12 protein-coding genes are annotated in these 15,048 nt (G+C 70.4%); 7 read left to right on the top strand and 5 right to left on the bottom strand.

Features of this window, described 5'->3' with window-relative positions; translation table 11 throughout:
- Positions 1 to 56 precede the first annotated feature (56 nt).
- Entirely contained in the window at positions 57 to 680 is a 624-nt protein-coding gene (locus tag OV208_RS37830; RefSeq protein WP_267578819.1) for a hypothetical protein, read from the top strand.
- A gap of 117 nt (positions 681 to 797) precedes the next feature.
- Here OV208_RS37830 and OV208_RS37835 read toward each other — a convergent pair whose 3' ends face one another.
- Positions 798 to 1,826 (bottom strand): histone deacetylase, encoded by a 1,029-nt coding sequence (locus OV208_RS37835; RefSeq protein ID WP_267578820.1) that lies wholly within the window; start codon positions 1,824 to 1,826, stop codon positions 798 to 800.
- Between the two features lie 110 nt (positions 1,827 to 1,936).
- Between OV208_RS37835 and OV208_RS37840 the strand changes: the two genes are divergently transcribed.
- The 5 genes from OV208_RS37840 to OV208_RS37860 all read left to right on the top strand — a co-directional run bounded on the left by OV208_RS37840 (position 1,937) and on the right by OV208_RS37860 (position 8,390).
- Positions 1,937 to 4,006 (top strand): methyl-accepting chemotaxis protein, encoded by a 2,070-nt coding sequence (locus OV208_RS37840; RefSeq protein ID WP_267578821.1) that lies wholly within the window; start codon positions 1,937 to 1,939, stop codon positions 4,004 to 4,006.
- Between the two features lie 30 nt (positions 4,007 to 4,036).
- Positions 4,037 to 5,335, top strand: a complete 1,299-nt coding sequence (locus tag OV208_RS37845; protein ID WP_267578822.1) for an MFS transporter — start codon at positions 4,037 to 4,039, stop codon at positions 5,333 to 5,335.
- Positions 5,336 to 5,484: 149 nt separating this feature from the next.
- On the top strand, positions 5,485 to 6,042 hold the full coding sequence (gene tatB / locus OV208_RS37850) for a Sec-independent protein translocase protein TatB (protein ID WP_267578823.1): 558 nt from the start codon (positions 5,485 to 5,487) through the stop codon (positions 6,040 to 6,042).
- A 39-nt stretch (positions 6,043 to 6,081) separates the two neighbouring features.
- Complete coding sequence (gene tatC, locus OV208_RS37855) at positions 6,082 to 7,287, top strand: twin-arginine translocase subunit TatC (protein ID WP_267578824.1); 1,206 nt, start codon at positions 6,082 to 6,084, stop codon at positions 7,285 to 7,287.
- 11 nt (positions 7,288 to 7,298) lie between these two features.
- Positions 7,299 to 8,390 (top strand): potassium channel family protein, encoded by a 1,092-nt coding sequence (locus tag OV208_RS37860; RefSeq protein ID WP_267578825.1) that lies wholly within the window; start codon positions 7,299 to 7,301, stop codon positions 8,388 to 8,390.
- 49 nt (positions 8,391 to 8,439) lie between these two features.
- Here OV208_RS37860 and OV208_RS37865 read toward each other — a convergent pair whose 3' ends face one another.
- On the bottom strand, positions 8,440 to 8,724 hold the full coding sequence (locus OV208_RS37865; protein WP_267578826.1) for a hypothetical protein: 285 nt from the start codon (positions 8,722 to 8,724) through the stop codon (positions 8,440 to 8,442).
- A 208-nt stretch (positions 8,725 to 8,932) separates the two neighbouring features.
- Here OV208_RS37865 and OV208_RS37870 point away from each other — a divergent pair, with 208 nt between their 5' ends.
- The gene (locus tag OV208_RS37870) at positions 8,933 to 9,595 is read left to right on the top strand and encodes a hypothetical protein (RefSeq protein ID WP_267578827.1); all 663 of its coding nucleotides are present in this window, start codon (positions 8,933 to 8,935) and stop codon (positions 9,593 to 9,595) included.
- A gap of 138 nt (positions 9,596 to 9,733) precedes the next feature.
- Here OV208_RS37870 and OV208_RS37875 read toward each other — a convergent pair whose 3' ends face one another.
- The 3 genes from OV208_RS37875 to OV208_RS37885 are packed head-to-tail and all read right to left on the bottom strand — an operon-like array spanning position 9,734 to position 14,875.
- Positions 9,734 to 12,247, bottom strand: a complete 2,514-nt coding sequence (locus OV208_RS37875; RefSeq protein ID WP_267578828.1) for an ACT domain-containing protein — start codon at positions 12,245 to 12,247, stop codon at positions 9,734 to 9,736.
- Positions 12,244 to 13,581 (bottom strand): alpha/beta fold hydrolase, encoded by a 1,338-nt coding sequence (locus OV208_RS37880; RefSeq protein WP_267578829.1) that lies wholly within the window; start codon positions 13,579 to 13,581, stop codon positions 12,244 to 12,246. The genes OV208_RS37875 and OV208_RS37880 overlap by 4 nt, the downstream gene beginning before the upstream one ends.
- Before the next feature lie 4 nt (positions 13,582 to 13,585).
- Entirely contained in the window at positions 13,586 to 14,875 is a 1,290-nt protein-coding gene (locus OV208_RS37885; protein WP_120542741.1) for an O-acetylhomoserine aminocarboxypropyltransferase/cysteine synthase family protein, read from the bottom strand.
- Positions 14,876 to 15,048: the final 173 nt, after the last annotated feature.

Raw genomic sequence — 15,048 nt, forward strand, 5'->3', positions numbered from 1 at the left:
CTCGGAGCGCGGTGTGCCCCCTGTTCGCGCCTGCCACTTCGCGCTAGGGAAGCGGCATGTCCACCGCGCTCCAGACCCGTCCTCGCAGTGACCTGGCCGCTGGCCGTTTCGGCCAGAGCCGCTACATGATCCGCCGGAAGTTCTTCAAGTTGTTCGGCGGCGCGTTCCACATCTACGACGCAGCGGGCAACGTCGCCTTCTATTCAAAAATGAAGGCCTTCAAGTTGAAGGAGGACCTGCGCATCTACAGCGGCGAGGACATGCAGGAGGAGCTGCTCACCATCCAGGCGCGCAGCATCCTGGACCTGGGCGCCACCTACGACGTCACCGACGCGACCACGGGCGAGCGCGTGGGCGCGCTGCGCCGCAAGGGCCTGCGCTCCATCCTGCGCGACCAGTGGCTGGTGCTGGACGTGGACGGTCAGGAGGTGGGGAAGATTGAAGAGGACAGCATGTTGCTGGCGCTGGTGCGGCGCTTGCTCACCAACCTCATCCCGCAGACCTTCAGCGGCACCGTGGGCGATGTGCCGGTGCTGACCTTCCGGCAGCACTTCAATCCGTTCATCCAGAAGATCGACCTCGACTTCTCCGTGGACACCCAGCGTCGGTTGGATCGGCGTCTGGGTATCGCCGCCGCCGTGCTCCTGTGCGCGATTGAGGGCCGCCAGTCCGGCGGGTGAGTCACGACGGCTCCGCGGGTCTGGTGTTCAGGGACCTGGCGAATCCGGGCTGCTCGCCACCGACGCGCGGGGGGCAGTCCGTCGGAGGCAGATGACTGCTCCGTCCGGACCGGGACTTCAGCGCACGCTGGCCCAGAAGGGCTGGAGCGCCTGACGGCTGGCGGCCAGCGCGTGTCGCGCGTCCGCGTTGACGTCGCCGGAAGCGAAGCTGTCGTCGCGTCCCGCCAGCACCTCGATGCAGGCATGCACGGAGTTGGACAGGCCCTCCAGCGAGTAGCCCCCCTCCAGGCACAGCACCAGCTTTCCGCCGCAGACTTCCTCCGCCAGCTTGCGCACGGAGGTGCACATCGCCGCGAAGCCGCGCTCGGTGACGTCCATGCCGCCAATGGGGTCGTCGCGGTGCGGATCGAACCCCGCGGAGACGAGGATGAGCTCAGGCCGGTACGCCTGCGCGACGGGCAGCAGCAGCTCCTCGAAGATCATCCCGTAGTCAGCGTCGGTGTTGCCGCCGGGCAGCCCGCAGTTGACGGTGAAGCCCTGGCCCTCGCCCCGGCCCACCTCCGGCGCGGCGCCGCTGCCCGGGTAGTAGGGGAACTGGTGCACGGACTGGTAGAGCACGTCGCGCCGGCCCCAGAAGGCCGCCTGGGTGCCGTTGCCGTGGTGCACGTCCCAGTCCAGCACCAGCACGCGCTCCGCGCCCAGCCGCCGCCCGGCCTCCGCGGCGATGGCGGCGTTGTTGAAGAGGCAGAAGCCCATGGCCCGGTCCGGCTCCGCGTGGTGTCCGGGCGGACGCACCAGCGCGAACGCGTTCCTGGCCTTGCCCGCGAGCACCACCTCCACGGCCTGCACCGCCGCGCCCGCCGCCAGCCGCGCCGCGTCCACGCTGTCCGGCGACACGAAGGTGTCCCCGTCGATCTCCGCGCTCTGTCCGCTCAAGCCCGCGAGCGAGGCCAGCAGCGCCGGCGAGTGCACCGCCGCCAGCTCCGCGTCGGTGGCGGAGCGGGGCTGCGCCATCACCGTTCCCGCGATGGGGGTCCGGGCGAGCAGTTGGAGGATGCGCCGCAGCCGGGCAGGGGACTCCGGGTGGCCCTCGCCGGGGTCGTGCTGGAGGAAGAGCGGGTCGGTGAGCAGCAGCGTCGCGGTCATCGTACTGACGACCTTACGCATCCTGGGGCCGGGAACCCAGCGGCGCAGACCGGGCTGGAAGGGGCCGCTCCTTGCCCTGGGTGGCACACCCTCCCTACAGTGCGCGGGCCTTGGCACGTCGCCTCAAGAAACCCGGTCTCCGGGGCATCCTCCTGGGTTCTTTCGGCCTCGCGTTGGCCGTCGTCCTCGGAACGCTCTTTTTCGTCGTCCCGTTGCAGGTGGAGAGCTACCTGAAGGAGCGGTTGCGCGTTCACGCCCGTGCCAAGGCACAGGAGGTGAGTGAGCTGCTCGTGGCACAGGGGGGCATCCGGCCGGCTCCCAGCCTGCAAGGCATCTACCGGCAAGACGAGGACTTCAGCGTCGTGGCCGTCGTGGATGCCCAAGGCTCACCCCTGGCCACCCACCCCTCGCCGGTGCCGGCCTGGTTCCAGAGGGCCCTGGAGGATCGCACCCGGCCGGAGTCCGGGCCTCCGCCTCCGCTGAACGGGCTGCCGTTCCCCAACGGCGACGAGGCGGTGTCCGTCTCCGTGGCGCCCGCGAGCGGCGCGCCTGGAGAAGTGGTGGTGGTGGTGAACCTGTCGCGGCTGGACGGCGTGCTCCAGTCGCTGCGCCAAACCGTGCTCCTGGCCTTCCTGGTGGGCCTGGTGCTGTTCCTGCTGGTGGCGTTCCTCATCTCCCGCGCGTTCATCCTCCAGCCGCTGGACGCGATGATGTCCATGGCGCGCAAGCTGGCGGAGGCGGACCTCACCGGCCGCGCGGAGGTGCGCAACAGCACGGACGAGCTGGGCCAGTTGGCGGAGGCGCTCAACCGCATGGCGCAGAGCTGGCGCGACACGCTGGGCCGCGTGCGCGGCGTGTCCGACGTGGTGGCGGGTGTCATCGAGCAGATCCACCGCACCGGCACCACCGTGTCCTCCGGCGCCGGCACCGTGCAGTCGCGCGTGGAGGAGACGTCCTCCTCCATGGTGGAGATGATGGCCTCCTTGCGCGGCATCGCGGAGAACGTAGAGGTCCTCTACCAGAGCGCGGAGGAGAGCAGCTCCTCCATCATGGAGATGGCCGCCACCAACGACGAGGTGGCGGAGAACGTCCAGGCCATGGCCGCCAGCGTGGAGGAGACCACCAGCGCCATCGAGCAGATGACGTACTCCATCAAGGAAGTGGCCAAGAACATCGAGGACCTGTCCGCCTCCACCGAGGACACCTCCTCCGCCATCAGTGAGATGGACGCGGCCATCGGCCAGGTGGACGCCAACGCCAACGAGACGGCGCGCCTGTCCGAACAGGTCTTCGAGGACGCGCAGACGGGCGTGGAGGCCCTGCGCAAGACGCTGTCCGGCATCGACCGCATCAAGGACACCAGCCGCACCGCCGCGGGCGTCATCGACAGCCTGGGCCGGCGCATCTCCGAGATTGGCAACATCCTCAACGTCATCGACGACGTGGCGGAGCAGACGAACCTCCTGGCCCTCAACGCCGCCATCATCGCCGCGCAGGCCGGCGAGCACGGCAAGGGCTTCGCGGTGGTGGCCGAGGAGATCAAGGACCTGGCCGAGCGCACGGGCGCGTCCACCAAGGAGATCGCGGAGCTCATCCGGGGCGTGCAGGAGGAGAGCCGCAACGCCGTGGTGGTGATGAACCAGGGCTACAAGAGCGTGGAGGAGGGCGTGCAACTGGGCCGCGAGGCGGAAGGCGCCTTGCGGAAGATCAACGACAGCACGCAGAAGTCCACGCAGATGGTGAAGGCCATCGCGCGCGCCACGGTGGAGCAGTCCCGGGGCAGCAAGCAGGTGACGGCGGCCATCCACCGCATCTCCGCCACGGTGCAGATGATCTCCCAGGCCTCCAACGAGCAGGCCCGGGGCGGCGAGCAGATCATGAAGAGCGCGGAGCGGATGAAGACGCTCACCCAGCACGTGCAGCGCTCCAGCCAGGAGCAGGCGCACGGCAGCAAGCAGATCACCCGCTCCATCGAGAGCATCAACGAGATGGTCACCCACCTGAACCGCGCCCAGAAGGAGCAGACCAAGGGCAGCGAACAGGTGCTCAAGGCGGTGGAGACCATCAAGGGCGTGTCCGAGCACCAGACGCGTTCGGTGCGTCAGTTGGAAGAAGCCATCGACAACCTCACGCGTCAGGCGGAGATCCTCCGCGCCGAAGTGCGGCGCTTCCGCGTCTGAAGTCCTCAAGAAGAAGGCAGCCCGCTCCTCATGTCCGCTGAGTCCGCTTCTTCCCCCGCTCCCGTCTCCGAGCGTGCCGTGGTGCTGCTCATCGGCGCGGTGCAGTTCGTCAACATCCTCGACTTCGTGATGGTGATGCCGCTGGGCCCCGACTTCGCGAAGGGGCTGGGCATCGAGTCGTCACACATCGGCACGATTGGCGGCAGCTACACCGCCGCCGCGAGCGTCGCGGGGCTGGTGGGCGGCTACATGCTGGACCGCTACGACCGCCGCAAGGCGCTGGCGGTGTGCATGCTGGGCCTGGTGGCGGCCACCGCGGCGGGGGGCCTGGCCACGGGGCTGTCCACGCTGCTGCTGGCGCGGGTGTGCGCGGGCCTCTTCGGCGGGCCGGCGACGGCGCTGTCCCTGTCCATCATCGCGGACCTCATCCCAGCGGAGCGCCGGGGCCGGGCGCTGGGCGCGGTGATGGCGTCCTTCTCCGTGGCGTCCGTGCTGGGCGTCCCCATGGCGCTCAAGGTGGCGGAGGTGGGCGGCTGGCGGCTGCCCTTCTTCGCGGTGGCGGCGCTGGGGTTCGTGGTGGCCGCCGCCGCGCTCCTCCTCCTGCCGCCGGTGCGCGGGCACCTGGACGCGGGGGGAAGCGGGGCCCGGGCCCCGGGCGTGGGCGCGCTCCTGGGGCGGACGGACGTGCAGTTGTCGTATCTGATGACGGCGCTGGTGATGATGAGCGGCTTCATCGTCATCCCGAACATCTCCGCCTACCTCCAGCAGAACCTGGGCTATCCGCGCGACCGGCTGTGGATCATCTACTTCGCCGGCGGCATCGTGAGCTTCGTCACGCTGCGGCTGACGGGGCCGCTGGTGGACCGCTTCGGTTCGTTCCGCGTGGGCACGGTGGGCGTGCTGCTGGCGGCGGTCTTCACCTTCGTGGGCTTCGTGTCCTATCCGGCGTGGCTGCCCATCCCGCTGCTCTTCATGGGCTTCATGATGGCCATGGGGGTGCGCAACGTGGCGTACAACACGCTCACCTCCCGCGTGCCGGACAACCCGGTGCGCGCCCGCTTCATGTCGCTGCAGTCCGCGACGCAGCACATGGCGGCCGCGCTGGGCGCCTTCCTGTCCTCCCGCCTGCTGGTGGACCTGCCGGACGGGACGCTGGGGGGCATGGGGACCATCGCCTGGGTGTCCATCGGTTTGTCGCTGGGGGTGCCCGTCATGCTGTGGGTGGTGGAGAAGCGGGTCCACTCGCGGGAGCAGGCCCGGGCCCTGGCGGTCCCCCCGGCCCAGGGGCTGGCGGTGCCGCTGTCGCCCCAGGCGAACCCCCACGCTTGAGGCGTTTTGCCCCAGGTGGCACCGGGGGCCCGCCCGCCCGCCCCCTGTTCACGTGGCCGGCCGGTCGCTGGATGTCCACTGGCGGTTGCGCGGGCCCGCTCCCGGGGCGATAACCCGGGACCGCCCTACCAAGGGGACTCTCAAGACCCATGTTCAACATCGGCGCAGGCGAAATGGTGTTCATCCTGGTGGCCGCGCTGATCGTGCTCGGCCCCCAGCGGTTGCCTGAGCTGGCGCGGGCCATCGGCAAGTTCATGCGCGAGTTCCGTCGCCAGACGGACGATGTGCGCAACGTGGTGGAGCGCGAGTTCTACCAGATGGACGAGGACTTCAACCGCGAGCTGCCGCCGCCGCCGCGCCCGGGCACGCGCGTGCCGTCCCCGCCCCCGGAGCTGGCCAGCGGCGCGCACCACCTGCCGGACGGGTCCATGCCCAACCTGCTCGCGGAGCCCTCACCGTCGCTCACCGCGTCGCTGGAGCCCGCTGGGCTGCCTGCTCCCGAAACGGCGTCGGAGTCACCCGCGCCGTCTGCGGAGGCCGGGGCCGTGACGCTGACGATGGCGGCGGGTCCCGAGGCGTCATCCGAGACCGGCGCTGAAGCTGACGGTGAAGCCGGTGGGACCGAGCCGCGCCTGGGCTCGGATGGTCTTCCGCAACTCGCCCCCATTCCGGGCACGGTGGCGCGCAACGCGCCGAAACGGAGCTGAGCCCTGAACCGCCAAGGGGTTGATTTCAACGATCTGCGCATGAGCCTGTCGGAGCACCTGACGGAGCTGCGTACGCGGCTCGTCAAGTGTTCGCTCGCGGTGCTCGTGCTGGGTGCCGTGTCGCTCATCTTCGCCAAGCCCATCTTCGGTCTGCTGATGCGGCCGGTGCTCGACGCGCTGCCCGCGGACGGGCGCTCGCTCGTCTACACATCCGGCATCGAAGAAATCAACGTGCTGATGAAGGTGGGCGTGTACTGCGGCATCTTCCTCACCACGCCCGTCATCCTCTGGCAGATCTGGGGCTTCGTGGCGCCGGGGCTCTACCCAGAGGAGCGCAAGTACGCGTCGCCCTTCGTGGTGCTGGGTTCGGTGGCCTTCATCGTGGGCTCGATGTTCTGCTACTTCCTGGTGCTGCCCTCCATGTTCAAGTTCCTCCTGAGCGAGGAGGAGACGCTCGCCCTGGAGCAGCGCGTGGACACGGCGCGCCTGGGCGCGGAGGACGCGCTGCGCTTCCTGCGCATTGGCGAGGTGGAGCGCGCCGGCCACCTGGCGAAGGAGACCAGCGCCGCGCTGACGGCCGTCGGTGAAGGCCAGGTGAAGGACCCCGAAGTCGCCTCCGCCCGCAGCGTGGAGCTGACGGCGCGCCTGAAGAACCTGGGCGACCTGCTGGACGCGGCGTCGGACGGGCTGGGCGTCCCCGCGCGCGGCGTGCTGCGCGCGGCGGTGGAGAAGCGGGTGGAGGCGGTGAACGCCTACGGCCGGCAGGACTACGCCACGTCGGAAGCGGCGATGGACCAGGCCGCGAGCCTGCTCGCGGGCGTGGCCCCCACGCGCGCCGAGGAGATGTCGGGCCTGTGGCGGCTGCAGAAGGAATTGGCCAAGGGCCACGCGGAGGCGGAGGCGGCGCGCTGGACGCGTCCCATGCTGACGATGAATGAGCAGTTGTCGCTGGTGCTGCTGCTCATCCTCGCCTTTGGCGTCATCTTCGAGCTGCCGCTGGTGATGGCCCTGCTTGGCATCGTCGGGGTGGTGCAGTCGAAGTGGCTCATCCGCTACCAGCGCCACGCGTTCGTGGTGTGCCTCATCGCGGCGGCCATCCTGACGCCCACGGGCGACGTGGTGAACCTGTCGCTGATGGCCGGCCCCATGCTGCTCTGCTACGAGCTGGGCGTGCTGGCGGTGTGGCTCATCGAGAAGCGCCGCGCGAAGGCGGAAGCCTCCACGGACATCACCCCGGCGGCGTAGACTGCCCCGGCATGAAGAGCTTCTCCGCGCGACTGATGGTGGACCTGCGGTATCTGCGCGCGCTGTCGCGCAGGTTCCGCAGCACGCTGCTCCTGGCGGCGGTCATCTTCGGGATGGGGCCGCTGCTGTTCCAGTGGCGCTTCGTGGGGCCGGGTGGGGACCGCATCTCCTACGGAGAGGCGCTGCACCACGTCTACTTCCTGCTCTTCGGGCAGCCGTCGCTGCCGTACGTCAGCGACTGGCTGGTGGAGAGCCTGAACATCCTCATCCCGCCCATCAGCATCGCGCTGGTGGTGGATGGCGTGGTGCGCTTCGCGTACCTCTTCTTCGCCCGGCACAAGAACGACAAGGAGTGGGTCACCGTGGTGTCCGAAACGATGAAGGGCCACGTCGTGGTGTGCGGGGCGGGGCGCGTGGGCTACCGCGTGGTGACGCAGCTTCGGGAGATGGGCAAGGACGTGGTGGTGGTGGAGAAGCGCGAGGACGCGACGTTCGTGTCCGCGCTGCGCGATGAGAACGTGCCGCTGCTCATCGACGACACGCGCAGCCCGCTGTGCCTGCCGCGCACGCACGTGAAGCGCGCGTCCGCCATCGTCTGCGCCACGGACGACGACCTGGCCAACCTGAACATCGCGCTGGACGCACGGCGGCTCAACCCGGGCATCCGCGTGGTCATCCGCCTGTTCGACGACGACCTGGGCGCGAAGGTGCGCGACACGTTCAAGGCGGAGGCCCTGTCCAGCTCCTCGCTGGCCGCGCCCGCCATGGCGCTGGCGGCGTTGGACCCGCGGTTGGTGCACTCGTTCCGCATTGGCAAGCACCTGATGGTGGTGTCGCTGTTCGTGGTGCGTGACGGCCTGCCGGGCCTGAACGTGTCCCAGGTGCGCGACCGCTTCGGCGGGCTGGCCCTGTCGCTCATCCGGGGCGCGGAGGAGACGCTGCACCCGCACGGGGACGTGGTGTTCCAGCCGGGAGACCAGGTCACCATCCAGGCGTCCTATCCGGAGTACTGCATCCTGCGCGCCTTCACCGGCGAGGCGGAGGCACCCGCGTACGCGGACCACGACAACTTCCTCATGCCGGGGTACCGCCCCACGGGGTGACGCGGGCTGCGGCGACCGCGCCCTGAAGGACGCGGTGCCCTGCTGGCACTCAGGAGCAGTGCTGGACGACGATGGACGTCCAGTAGGGCGAACTGCTGCCCTCCAGGTACGCGGTGCCATCACAGGAGCAGCTCCGCCAGCCCACTTCCACCGTCTTCGCGGAGGTGCTGTAGAAGGTGACGGACCGGTTGGGATTGACGCCGCAGCTCGGGGGCGCGATGGCCTGCTCCACTTCTTCCAGGGCAGGCTCCTGCCCAGGCGCCGATTCAACCCCTCCACACGCGGCCATCAGCAAGGCTCCGGTAAGAGACACGCCCTTGAGAAGTCGGTTCATCTGGCACTCCGTTCCGTGATGGGAAGGGGCGCAGACTACCGGGAGGCGCTGACACATGCCGACAGGCCAGACAGCGAAGGTGGGATTCCAGGCGGGTGTTCGTCGCTCTTTTTCGGTGGGGGCGGACGTCGCTTGGGACGGTTGGGGTGAGGGTCCGGGACTGGCGCGCTGGGTGGGTACGCTCCAGCCTCCGCTGAGGGAGGGGAGGGTGACCTCGCTCCCGGATGGAACGCGCGTGACGGTGGTGCGGTGCGTCCCGGCGAAGCAGCTGCGCCTTCGGTTGGAGCGCGAGGAGTGGGGCCGGGCACGCACCGTCCAACTGCGCCTGATTCCCTCCGTGCACGGAATCACCGTGGCGCTGCATGCGGAGGGGCTGCCGGATGCGGGCACCCGCGAGGAGACGCTGGCTCGGTGGACGCAGGCCCTGGAGGACTGGGGGGCCTTCTCCGGCCGGAAGGTGGCGGTGAGCCGGTCCGGTCCCCTGGAGCGCGATCCCGCTGGCGATAAGGACGCACAGGAGGCTCCTTCCCTGGAGGAGGGGCTCGCGGAGAAGGGCGCGGCCGATCTCAAGAAGGCCGGTGCCGTGCGCGGTGTGACGCAGGGCGCGGCACCCGGTGCGAAAGAGGCTGCGTCCTCGAAGGTTCGGGGCGGTGCGAAGAAGGGTGCTGCCCGTGGCGCGAAGAAGGCCGTGCCCGCGAAGCAGCGGGGCGGTGCGAAGAAAGGTGCGGCCCGTGGCGCGAAGAAGGCCGTGCCCGCGAAGCAGCGGGGTGGTGCGAAGAAAGGTGCGGCACGGGGCACGAAGAAAGCTGTGCCCGCGAAGCAACGAGGCATTGCGAAGCGGACCGCGGCCACGAAGCGTTCTCCCGCTTAGGGAAGGCTCTTTTCGGGAAGAGGTTCGTGGCGAGGAATGCGTCCCCTCCCGCGAACAAGACGCAGGCCCGGAAGGAGGCCGCGCCCGTCCGGGCGCAGCCCCTGCCTCAAGGGCCGCCGTGCACAGGCCCTCCTCCGCTCACCGCCCGCGCAGGCCCTGGGCAATCTTCAGGATGTCCGCGAGCACTCCGGCCGCCGTGACGGGACCGCCCGCGCCCGCGCCCTGCACCAGCAGCGGGTAGTCCGCGTAACGCTCCGTGGAGAAGGCCACGAATGCCTCCGAGCCACGCAGCCGCGTCGCCGGATGCTCCTTCGACACGGCCACCGGTCCCACGCGCAGCACCGGCCCGTCCTTCGCTGCCGGGTCGATGCGCGCCAGATAGCGCAGCACCTTGCCCTCCGCGCGCAGACCCTCGATGCGCGACGTGAACGTCCGGTCCAGCTTCTCCAGGCCGGTGAGGAAGCGCTCCACGTCCGTTTCCTCCAGGTACTCGCGCGGCACGAACGGCTCCACCTCCACGTCCTCCATGGACAGCTCCAGCCCTTGCTCGCGCGCCAGGATGAGCGCCTTGCGTGCTGCGTCCGTGCCCGCCAGGTCCTCGCGCGGGTGCGGCTCCGTGAAGCCCTTTTCGCGCGCGGTGCGCACCGCCTTCGACAGCGGCACCCCATCCATCAACTGCTGACTCAGGTAGCCGAGCGTTCCGGAGAATGAACCCTCCACCCCGTGCACCCGGTCTCCCGTTCGCACCAGGTCCTTCAGCGTCTGGATGACGGGCAGCCCCGCGCCCACCGTCGTCTCGTAGTGGTACGCGCGGTGGTTCAGGTGCGCGGTGCTCCGCAGCCGCTCCCACACTTCTCGCGGCTGCGTCAGCGGCTTCTTGTTCGCCGCCACCACGTGGATGCCGCTGCGGAACGCCTCCAGGTACAGCGCCTCCATTCCATCCGCCGCGGTGCAGTCCACCAGCACCGGTACCGGCAGCCGCCGCAGCGCCTCCAGCAGGGCCTGCACCACGGGCGGTGACGCACCCTCGGGCACCGCTTCGATGCGCTCGCGCCACTGGCTCAACGGGATGCCCTCCGGCGAGAAGAGCACCCGCCGACTGTCCGCGAGCCCCACCAGGTTGAGCTTGATGCCGTGCTCCTGCTCCAGCGTCTGTTGCAGCGTGCGCAACTGGTCCAACAGTTGGCTGCCCACCACGCCGTGGCCCAGCACCAGCAAGCTCACCTCCTCATGGGCGAAGTGGAAGGCCGCGTGCACCGTGCGCACCGTCAGCGCCGTCTCCCCTCCATCCACGATGAACGAGATGGAGCGCGCGCTGGCCGTCTGCGCGATGGCGCGCACGTTGATGCCCAGCGCTCCCAGCGGCTGGAATAGACGTCCGGCCACGTTGGCTCCCTGGCCCATCGCCTCCGCCACCAGCGCCACCTGCGTCACCGGCGCGCGCACCTGGGGCGGCAGCAGCGCGCCCCGCTCCAGCTCCGGGGCCAGTTCCCTCCGCAGCACTTCCTCCGCGCGAACCGCATGCACCCGGTGCAGCACCACCGCCACCGAACGCCCCGGCGACGACTGCGCCGCCATCCACGCGTCGATGCCCGCCGCCTCCAGGGCCTGCAACGCACGGGGCCCTACCGGCCGCGCCGCCTCCTCCGTGCCACCCTCCAGGCCCAGCAGCGCCAGGTCCTCCAGCGACACCACGCACGTGGGCACGCTGCCGTCCCCCGCGCCGGGCACGTCGATGAGCGTGCCGGGCTCGTCGGGGTGTTGCAGGTGGCGCACGCGCAGCGGGATGTCCGCGTCGCGCAGCGTGGACAGCGCGCGAGGGTGCAGCGTGGGCAGGCCCAGGTACACCAGCTCCAGTGCCTCCGTGTAGCTCAGGTGCGGCACTGGCCGCGCGTCCGCGACGTGGAGCGGATCCGCCGTCATCACCCCGGGCACGTCCGTCCACAACGTCAGCGGCGTGCCCAGCAGCACGGCCAGCACCGCCGCCGTCTCGTCCGCGCCACCCGTGCCCAGCGTCGTGGAGCGCCCATCGAGCGACAGGCCTCGTCCGCCCGCGTGCAACGTCAGCCGTCCCTCCCACGAGGGCCGCAGCGTCGCCACGCGATCGCGGGTGTGCTCCCGGTTCACGCGCGCCTGTCCGGGCTCGCCTTCCGTCACCGTCCAGTCCGCCGCGTCCACCTCCAGCGAGGGAACGCCCCGTGCCCCCAGGAGCCGCGCCAGCAGCGCCGCCGTCAGCCGTTCGCCCGTGCCGCGCACCACGTCCTCCAGCGCGGGCCGCCGCTCGCGCACGAGGCTGGCTCCATCCAACGCGCGACGCGCGGGCTCCAGCAGCGACGCCAGCGAGCGCGTGCCGTTCGCCTCCACCGATGTCGAGCCCGGAGGCGCGCCCAGCCGGCGCTCGGCCTCCTCCAGCATCAACAGGCCACGCGCCAGCAGTCCGTCCAGCTCCTGCCGGGCCAGCGTGGAGTTGCCCTTCAACGCGATGGACAGCGCGGCCTCCAGGCCGGTGGCGAGCCAGGGCGGAGAGGACACGATGGCGGCGCGCGTGGTGCCTGCATCGCGGCGCGACAGGTGCGTGGCCACGGACGCGAGGCCCAGGGCGTTGTCGAGGAGGAACGGCGCGTAGCGGGTGATGCTCACGGGGGCGGTCATGAAGTCTTCCGGGCGCGGACGCCGGCAGGAGAGGGAACGCGGGCGTCGCGGCCCACGCCCGGTGGCAGGGCGAGGGCGCGCAGCAACAGGGGCGCGAGCGCGTCCCATTCGATGAGGAAGCCGTCATGGCCGTGCACGCTGCACAGGGCCGCGTATTCGGCGTGGAGCCCCTGCGCGCGCAGGCGCCGGGACAGCGTCACCATGTGTTCGGGCGGGAAGAGCTGGTCGCGGTCGATGCCGATGGCCAACGTGCTCGCGCGAATGCGGTCCAGGCCGGGACCTCCGCGCGGCGTGGGCACGCGCGCCAGGTCGTGGTGATCCATGGCGCCCAGCAGGGCCAGGTAGGAGCGGGCGTCGAAGCGCGCCTCCAGCTTCGCGCCCTGATACTCCAGGTAGCTCTCCACCGGGTACAGCGCCCGCGACGACCACGCCTGCGGCCGCTTCTGGAGCGCGTCCAGTCCGGGTTCCGCGCGATAGGTGAGCGTCGCCAGTTGACGCGCCAGCTCCAGGCCCCGGCGCGGGGACTCGGGGTACTCCGGATCCAACAGGATGGCCTGCCGGGCCACGTGGTTCCAGCCCACCACCCACGCGGACGCGGACTCCGCCGTGGCCATGGGCACCATGCGTTGGAAGCGCTCCGGCGCGAGCGCCGCCAGGCACAGCACGACCATGCCTCCCAGCGAGCCCCCGGTGACGAGCGCCACCTCTTCGATGCCCAGCGCGTCCAGCGCGGCGAGGATGGAGCGCGCCTGGTCCCATGGCGTGATGGTGGCGGGGAGGCTGCGCTCATCCAGGCGCAGGTCGCCCTTGGCCAGCACGGGCGACGGACCGAAGCGGGTGTCGTCGGTGCGCTGGGGGAAGCCTTCGTCCGCGGGGCCGAAGGTGCCGTAGCAGGAGCCCAGGTTGTTGAAGCACAGGAGGCGCACGCGCGACGGATCCAACGGCCGGCCTGGACCGATGACGGGCTCCCACCAGCCGCCTTCGCCTCCCGCGTTCATGTCCCCGGTGAGCGCGTGCACCAGCAGCACGGTGGGCACCGGTTCGGGCGCGCGTCGCGGACCGTTGCGACGTGCATCCGCGGCGGCGTCCCGCATGTCGGACGCGGAACGCCGCACCACTTGAAGCCTGCCCGCGCGCGTCGCCTCTTCCGAGTGCACGCGCGAGCGCGACTGCAACCACGCGAGGTCCTCCGGGGGCCCCCACCACCAGCCGCGCACCAGATGGGGGGCCACGCGAGCCCCGGCCTCCAGTGGCAGGTCTGGCAGCGACAGGTCGAAGACGCGCGGCGTTTCCGCGCGCGCGGGGATGTCCACGGGATTCCTCACGGGTCGCATGGCGTCAGGCCGCGTTCAACGCCTGGTCCAGGTCGGCCAGGATGTCGTCCAGGTGTTCCAGGCCCACGGACAGCCGCACCAGGTCGTCGGTGACGCCCGTGCTGGCGCGCTCCTCCGGCGACAGCTGCTCGTGCGTCGTGGACGCCGGGTGGATGATGAGCGAGCGCGTGTCGCCGATGTTCGCGAGCAGGCTCCACAGCTTCACGCCGTCAATCACGCGGCGCCCCGCCTGCAGGCCGCCCTTCACTCCGAAGGTGACGAGTCCACCGAAGCCGCCCTTCAGGTACTTCTTCGCGTTGGTGAACGCGGGGTCGTTCTCCAGGCCCGGGTAGCGCACCCACTCCACCTTCTTGTGCGTCTGCAGCCACTTCGCCACGGAGAGCGCGTTCTGCGAGTGGCGCTCCAGGCGCAGTCGCAGCGTCTCCAGGCCCAGGATGAACGCGTGCGCGTTGAAGGGGCTGAGCGCGGGGCCCAGGTCGCGCAGGCCCTCCAGGCGGGCCTTGAGGATGAAGGCCGCGGGCCCGAAGGCCTCGCGCAGGCGCAGGCCGTGGTAGCCGGGGTTGGGCTCGGTCAGCTCGGGGAACCTGCCGTTCTCCCAGGGGAAGTTGCCGCCGTCCACGATGACGCCGCCAATGGAGGTGCCGTGGCCGCCGATGTACTTCGTCGCGCTGTGCAGCACGATGTTCGCGCCGTGGCGCAGCGGGTTGAAGAGGGCGGGGGACAGCGCGGTGTTGTCCACGAAGAGGGGCAGGCCCGCCTCGCGCGCGATGGCGCCAATGGCGTCGAAGTCCGGCACGTCCAGGCGCGGGTTGCCCAGCGACTCCAGGTAGAGCGCCTTCGTCTTGGGGCCAATGGCTTCGCGGAACGACTCCGGACGGTTGGAGTCCACGAAGCGGGTGGTGATGCCCAGGCGGGGCAGCGTCACCTTGAAGAGGTTGTAGGTGCCGCCGTAGAGGCTGGCACCGGAGACGATTTCATCCCCGTTCTTGAGGATGTTGAGGATGCCCAGCGTCTGCGCGGCCTGTCCGGACGCCACCGCGAGCGCGCCCACGCCACCTTCGAGCGCGGCGATGCGCTTCTCGAAGACGTCCGTCGTGGGGTTCATGATGCGCGTGTAGATGTTGCCGAACTCCTTGAGGCCGAAGAGGGCGGCGGCGTGGTCCGCGTCGCGGAAGCGGTAGCTGGTCGTCTGGTAGATGGGCACCGCGCGCGACCCGGTGGTGGGGTCGGGCGAATAGCCGGCGTGCAGCGCGAGCGTGTCGAAGTGCAGCGGGCGGTCGTTGGGCGTGCTCATGGCAAGGGACTCCTGTTCGCGTCGCCAGCGAAGGCGCGCGTCAAGTGAAGGGCGGAAGGGTGACGGGGACGTCAGGGCGCGACGGGCGGCGGGGGAGGCTTCAGGTCACGGTGGGCGCTAACGACGCTCTTCGGCTGGGGTGCGAGAGCGGAGGTCCGGAACGACGAAGCCCA

Source organism: Corallococcus sp. bb12-1 (genome assembly GCF_026626765.1).
GTDB classification, from domain to species: Bacteria; Myxococcota; Myxococcia; order Myxococcales; family Myxococcaceae; genus Corallococcus; species Corallococcus terminator.

Bases quoted from the DNA above. Each gene is read 5' to 3' on its own strand.
- OV208_RS37875 (WP_267578828.1), bottom strand. From the start codon at position 12,247: ATGACCGCCCCCGTGAGCATCACCCGCTACGCGCCGTTCCTCCTCGAC.
- OV208_RS37880 (WP_267578829.1), bottom strand. From the start codon at position 13,581: ATGCGACCCGTGAGGAATCCCGTGGACATCCCCGCGCGCGCGGAAACG.
- tatB (WP_267578823.1), top strand. From the start codon at position 5,485: ATGTTCAACATCGGCGCAGGCGAAATGGTGTTCATCCTGGTGGCCGCG.
- OV208_RS37845 (WP_267578822.1), top strand. From the start codon at position 4,037: ATGTCCGCTGAGTCCGCTTCTTCCCCCGCTCCCGTCTCCGAGCGTGCC.
- tatC (WP_267578824.1), top strand. From the start codon at position 6,082: ATGAGCCTGTCGGAGCACCTGACGGAGCTGCGTACGCGGCTCGTCAAG.
- OV208_RS37865 (WP_267578826.1), bottom strand. From the start codon at position 8,724: ATGAACCGACTTCTCAAGGGCGTGTCTCTTACCGGAGCCTTGCTGATG.
- OV208_RS37860 (WP_267578825.1), top strand. From the start codon at position 7,299: ATGAAGAGCTTCTCCGCGCGACTGATGGTGGACCTGCGGTATCTGCGC.
- OV208_RS37835 (WP_267578820.1), bottom strand. From the start codon at position 1,826: ATGACCGCGACGCTGCTGCTCACCGACCCGCTCTTCCTCCAGCACGAC.
- OV208_RS37830 (WP_267578819.1), top strand. From the start codon at position 57: ATGTCCACCGCGCTCCAGACCCGTCCTCGCAGTGACCTGGCCGCTGGC.
- OV208_RS37885 (WP_120542741.1), bottom strand. From the start codon at position 14,875: ATGAGCACGCCCAACGACCGCCCGCTGCACTTCGACACGCTCGCGCTG.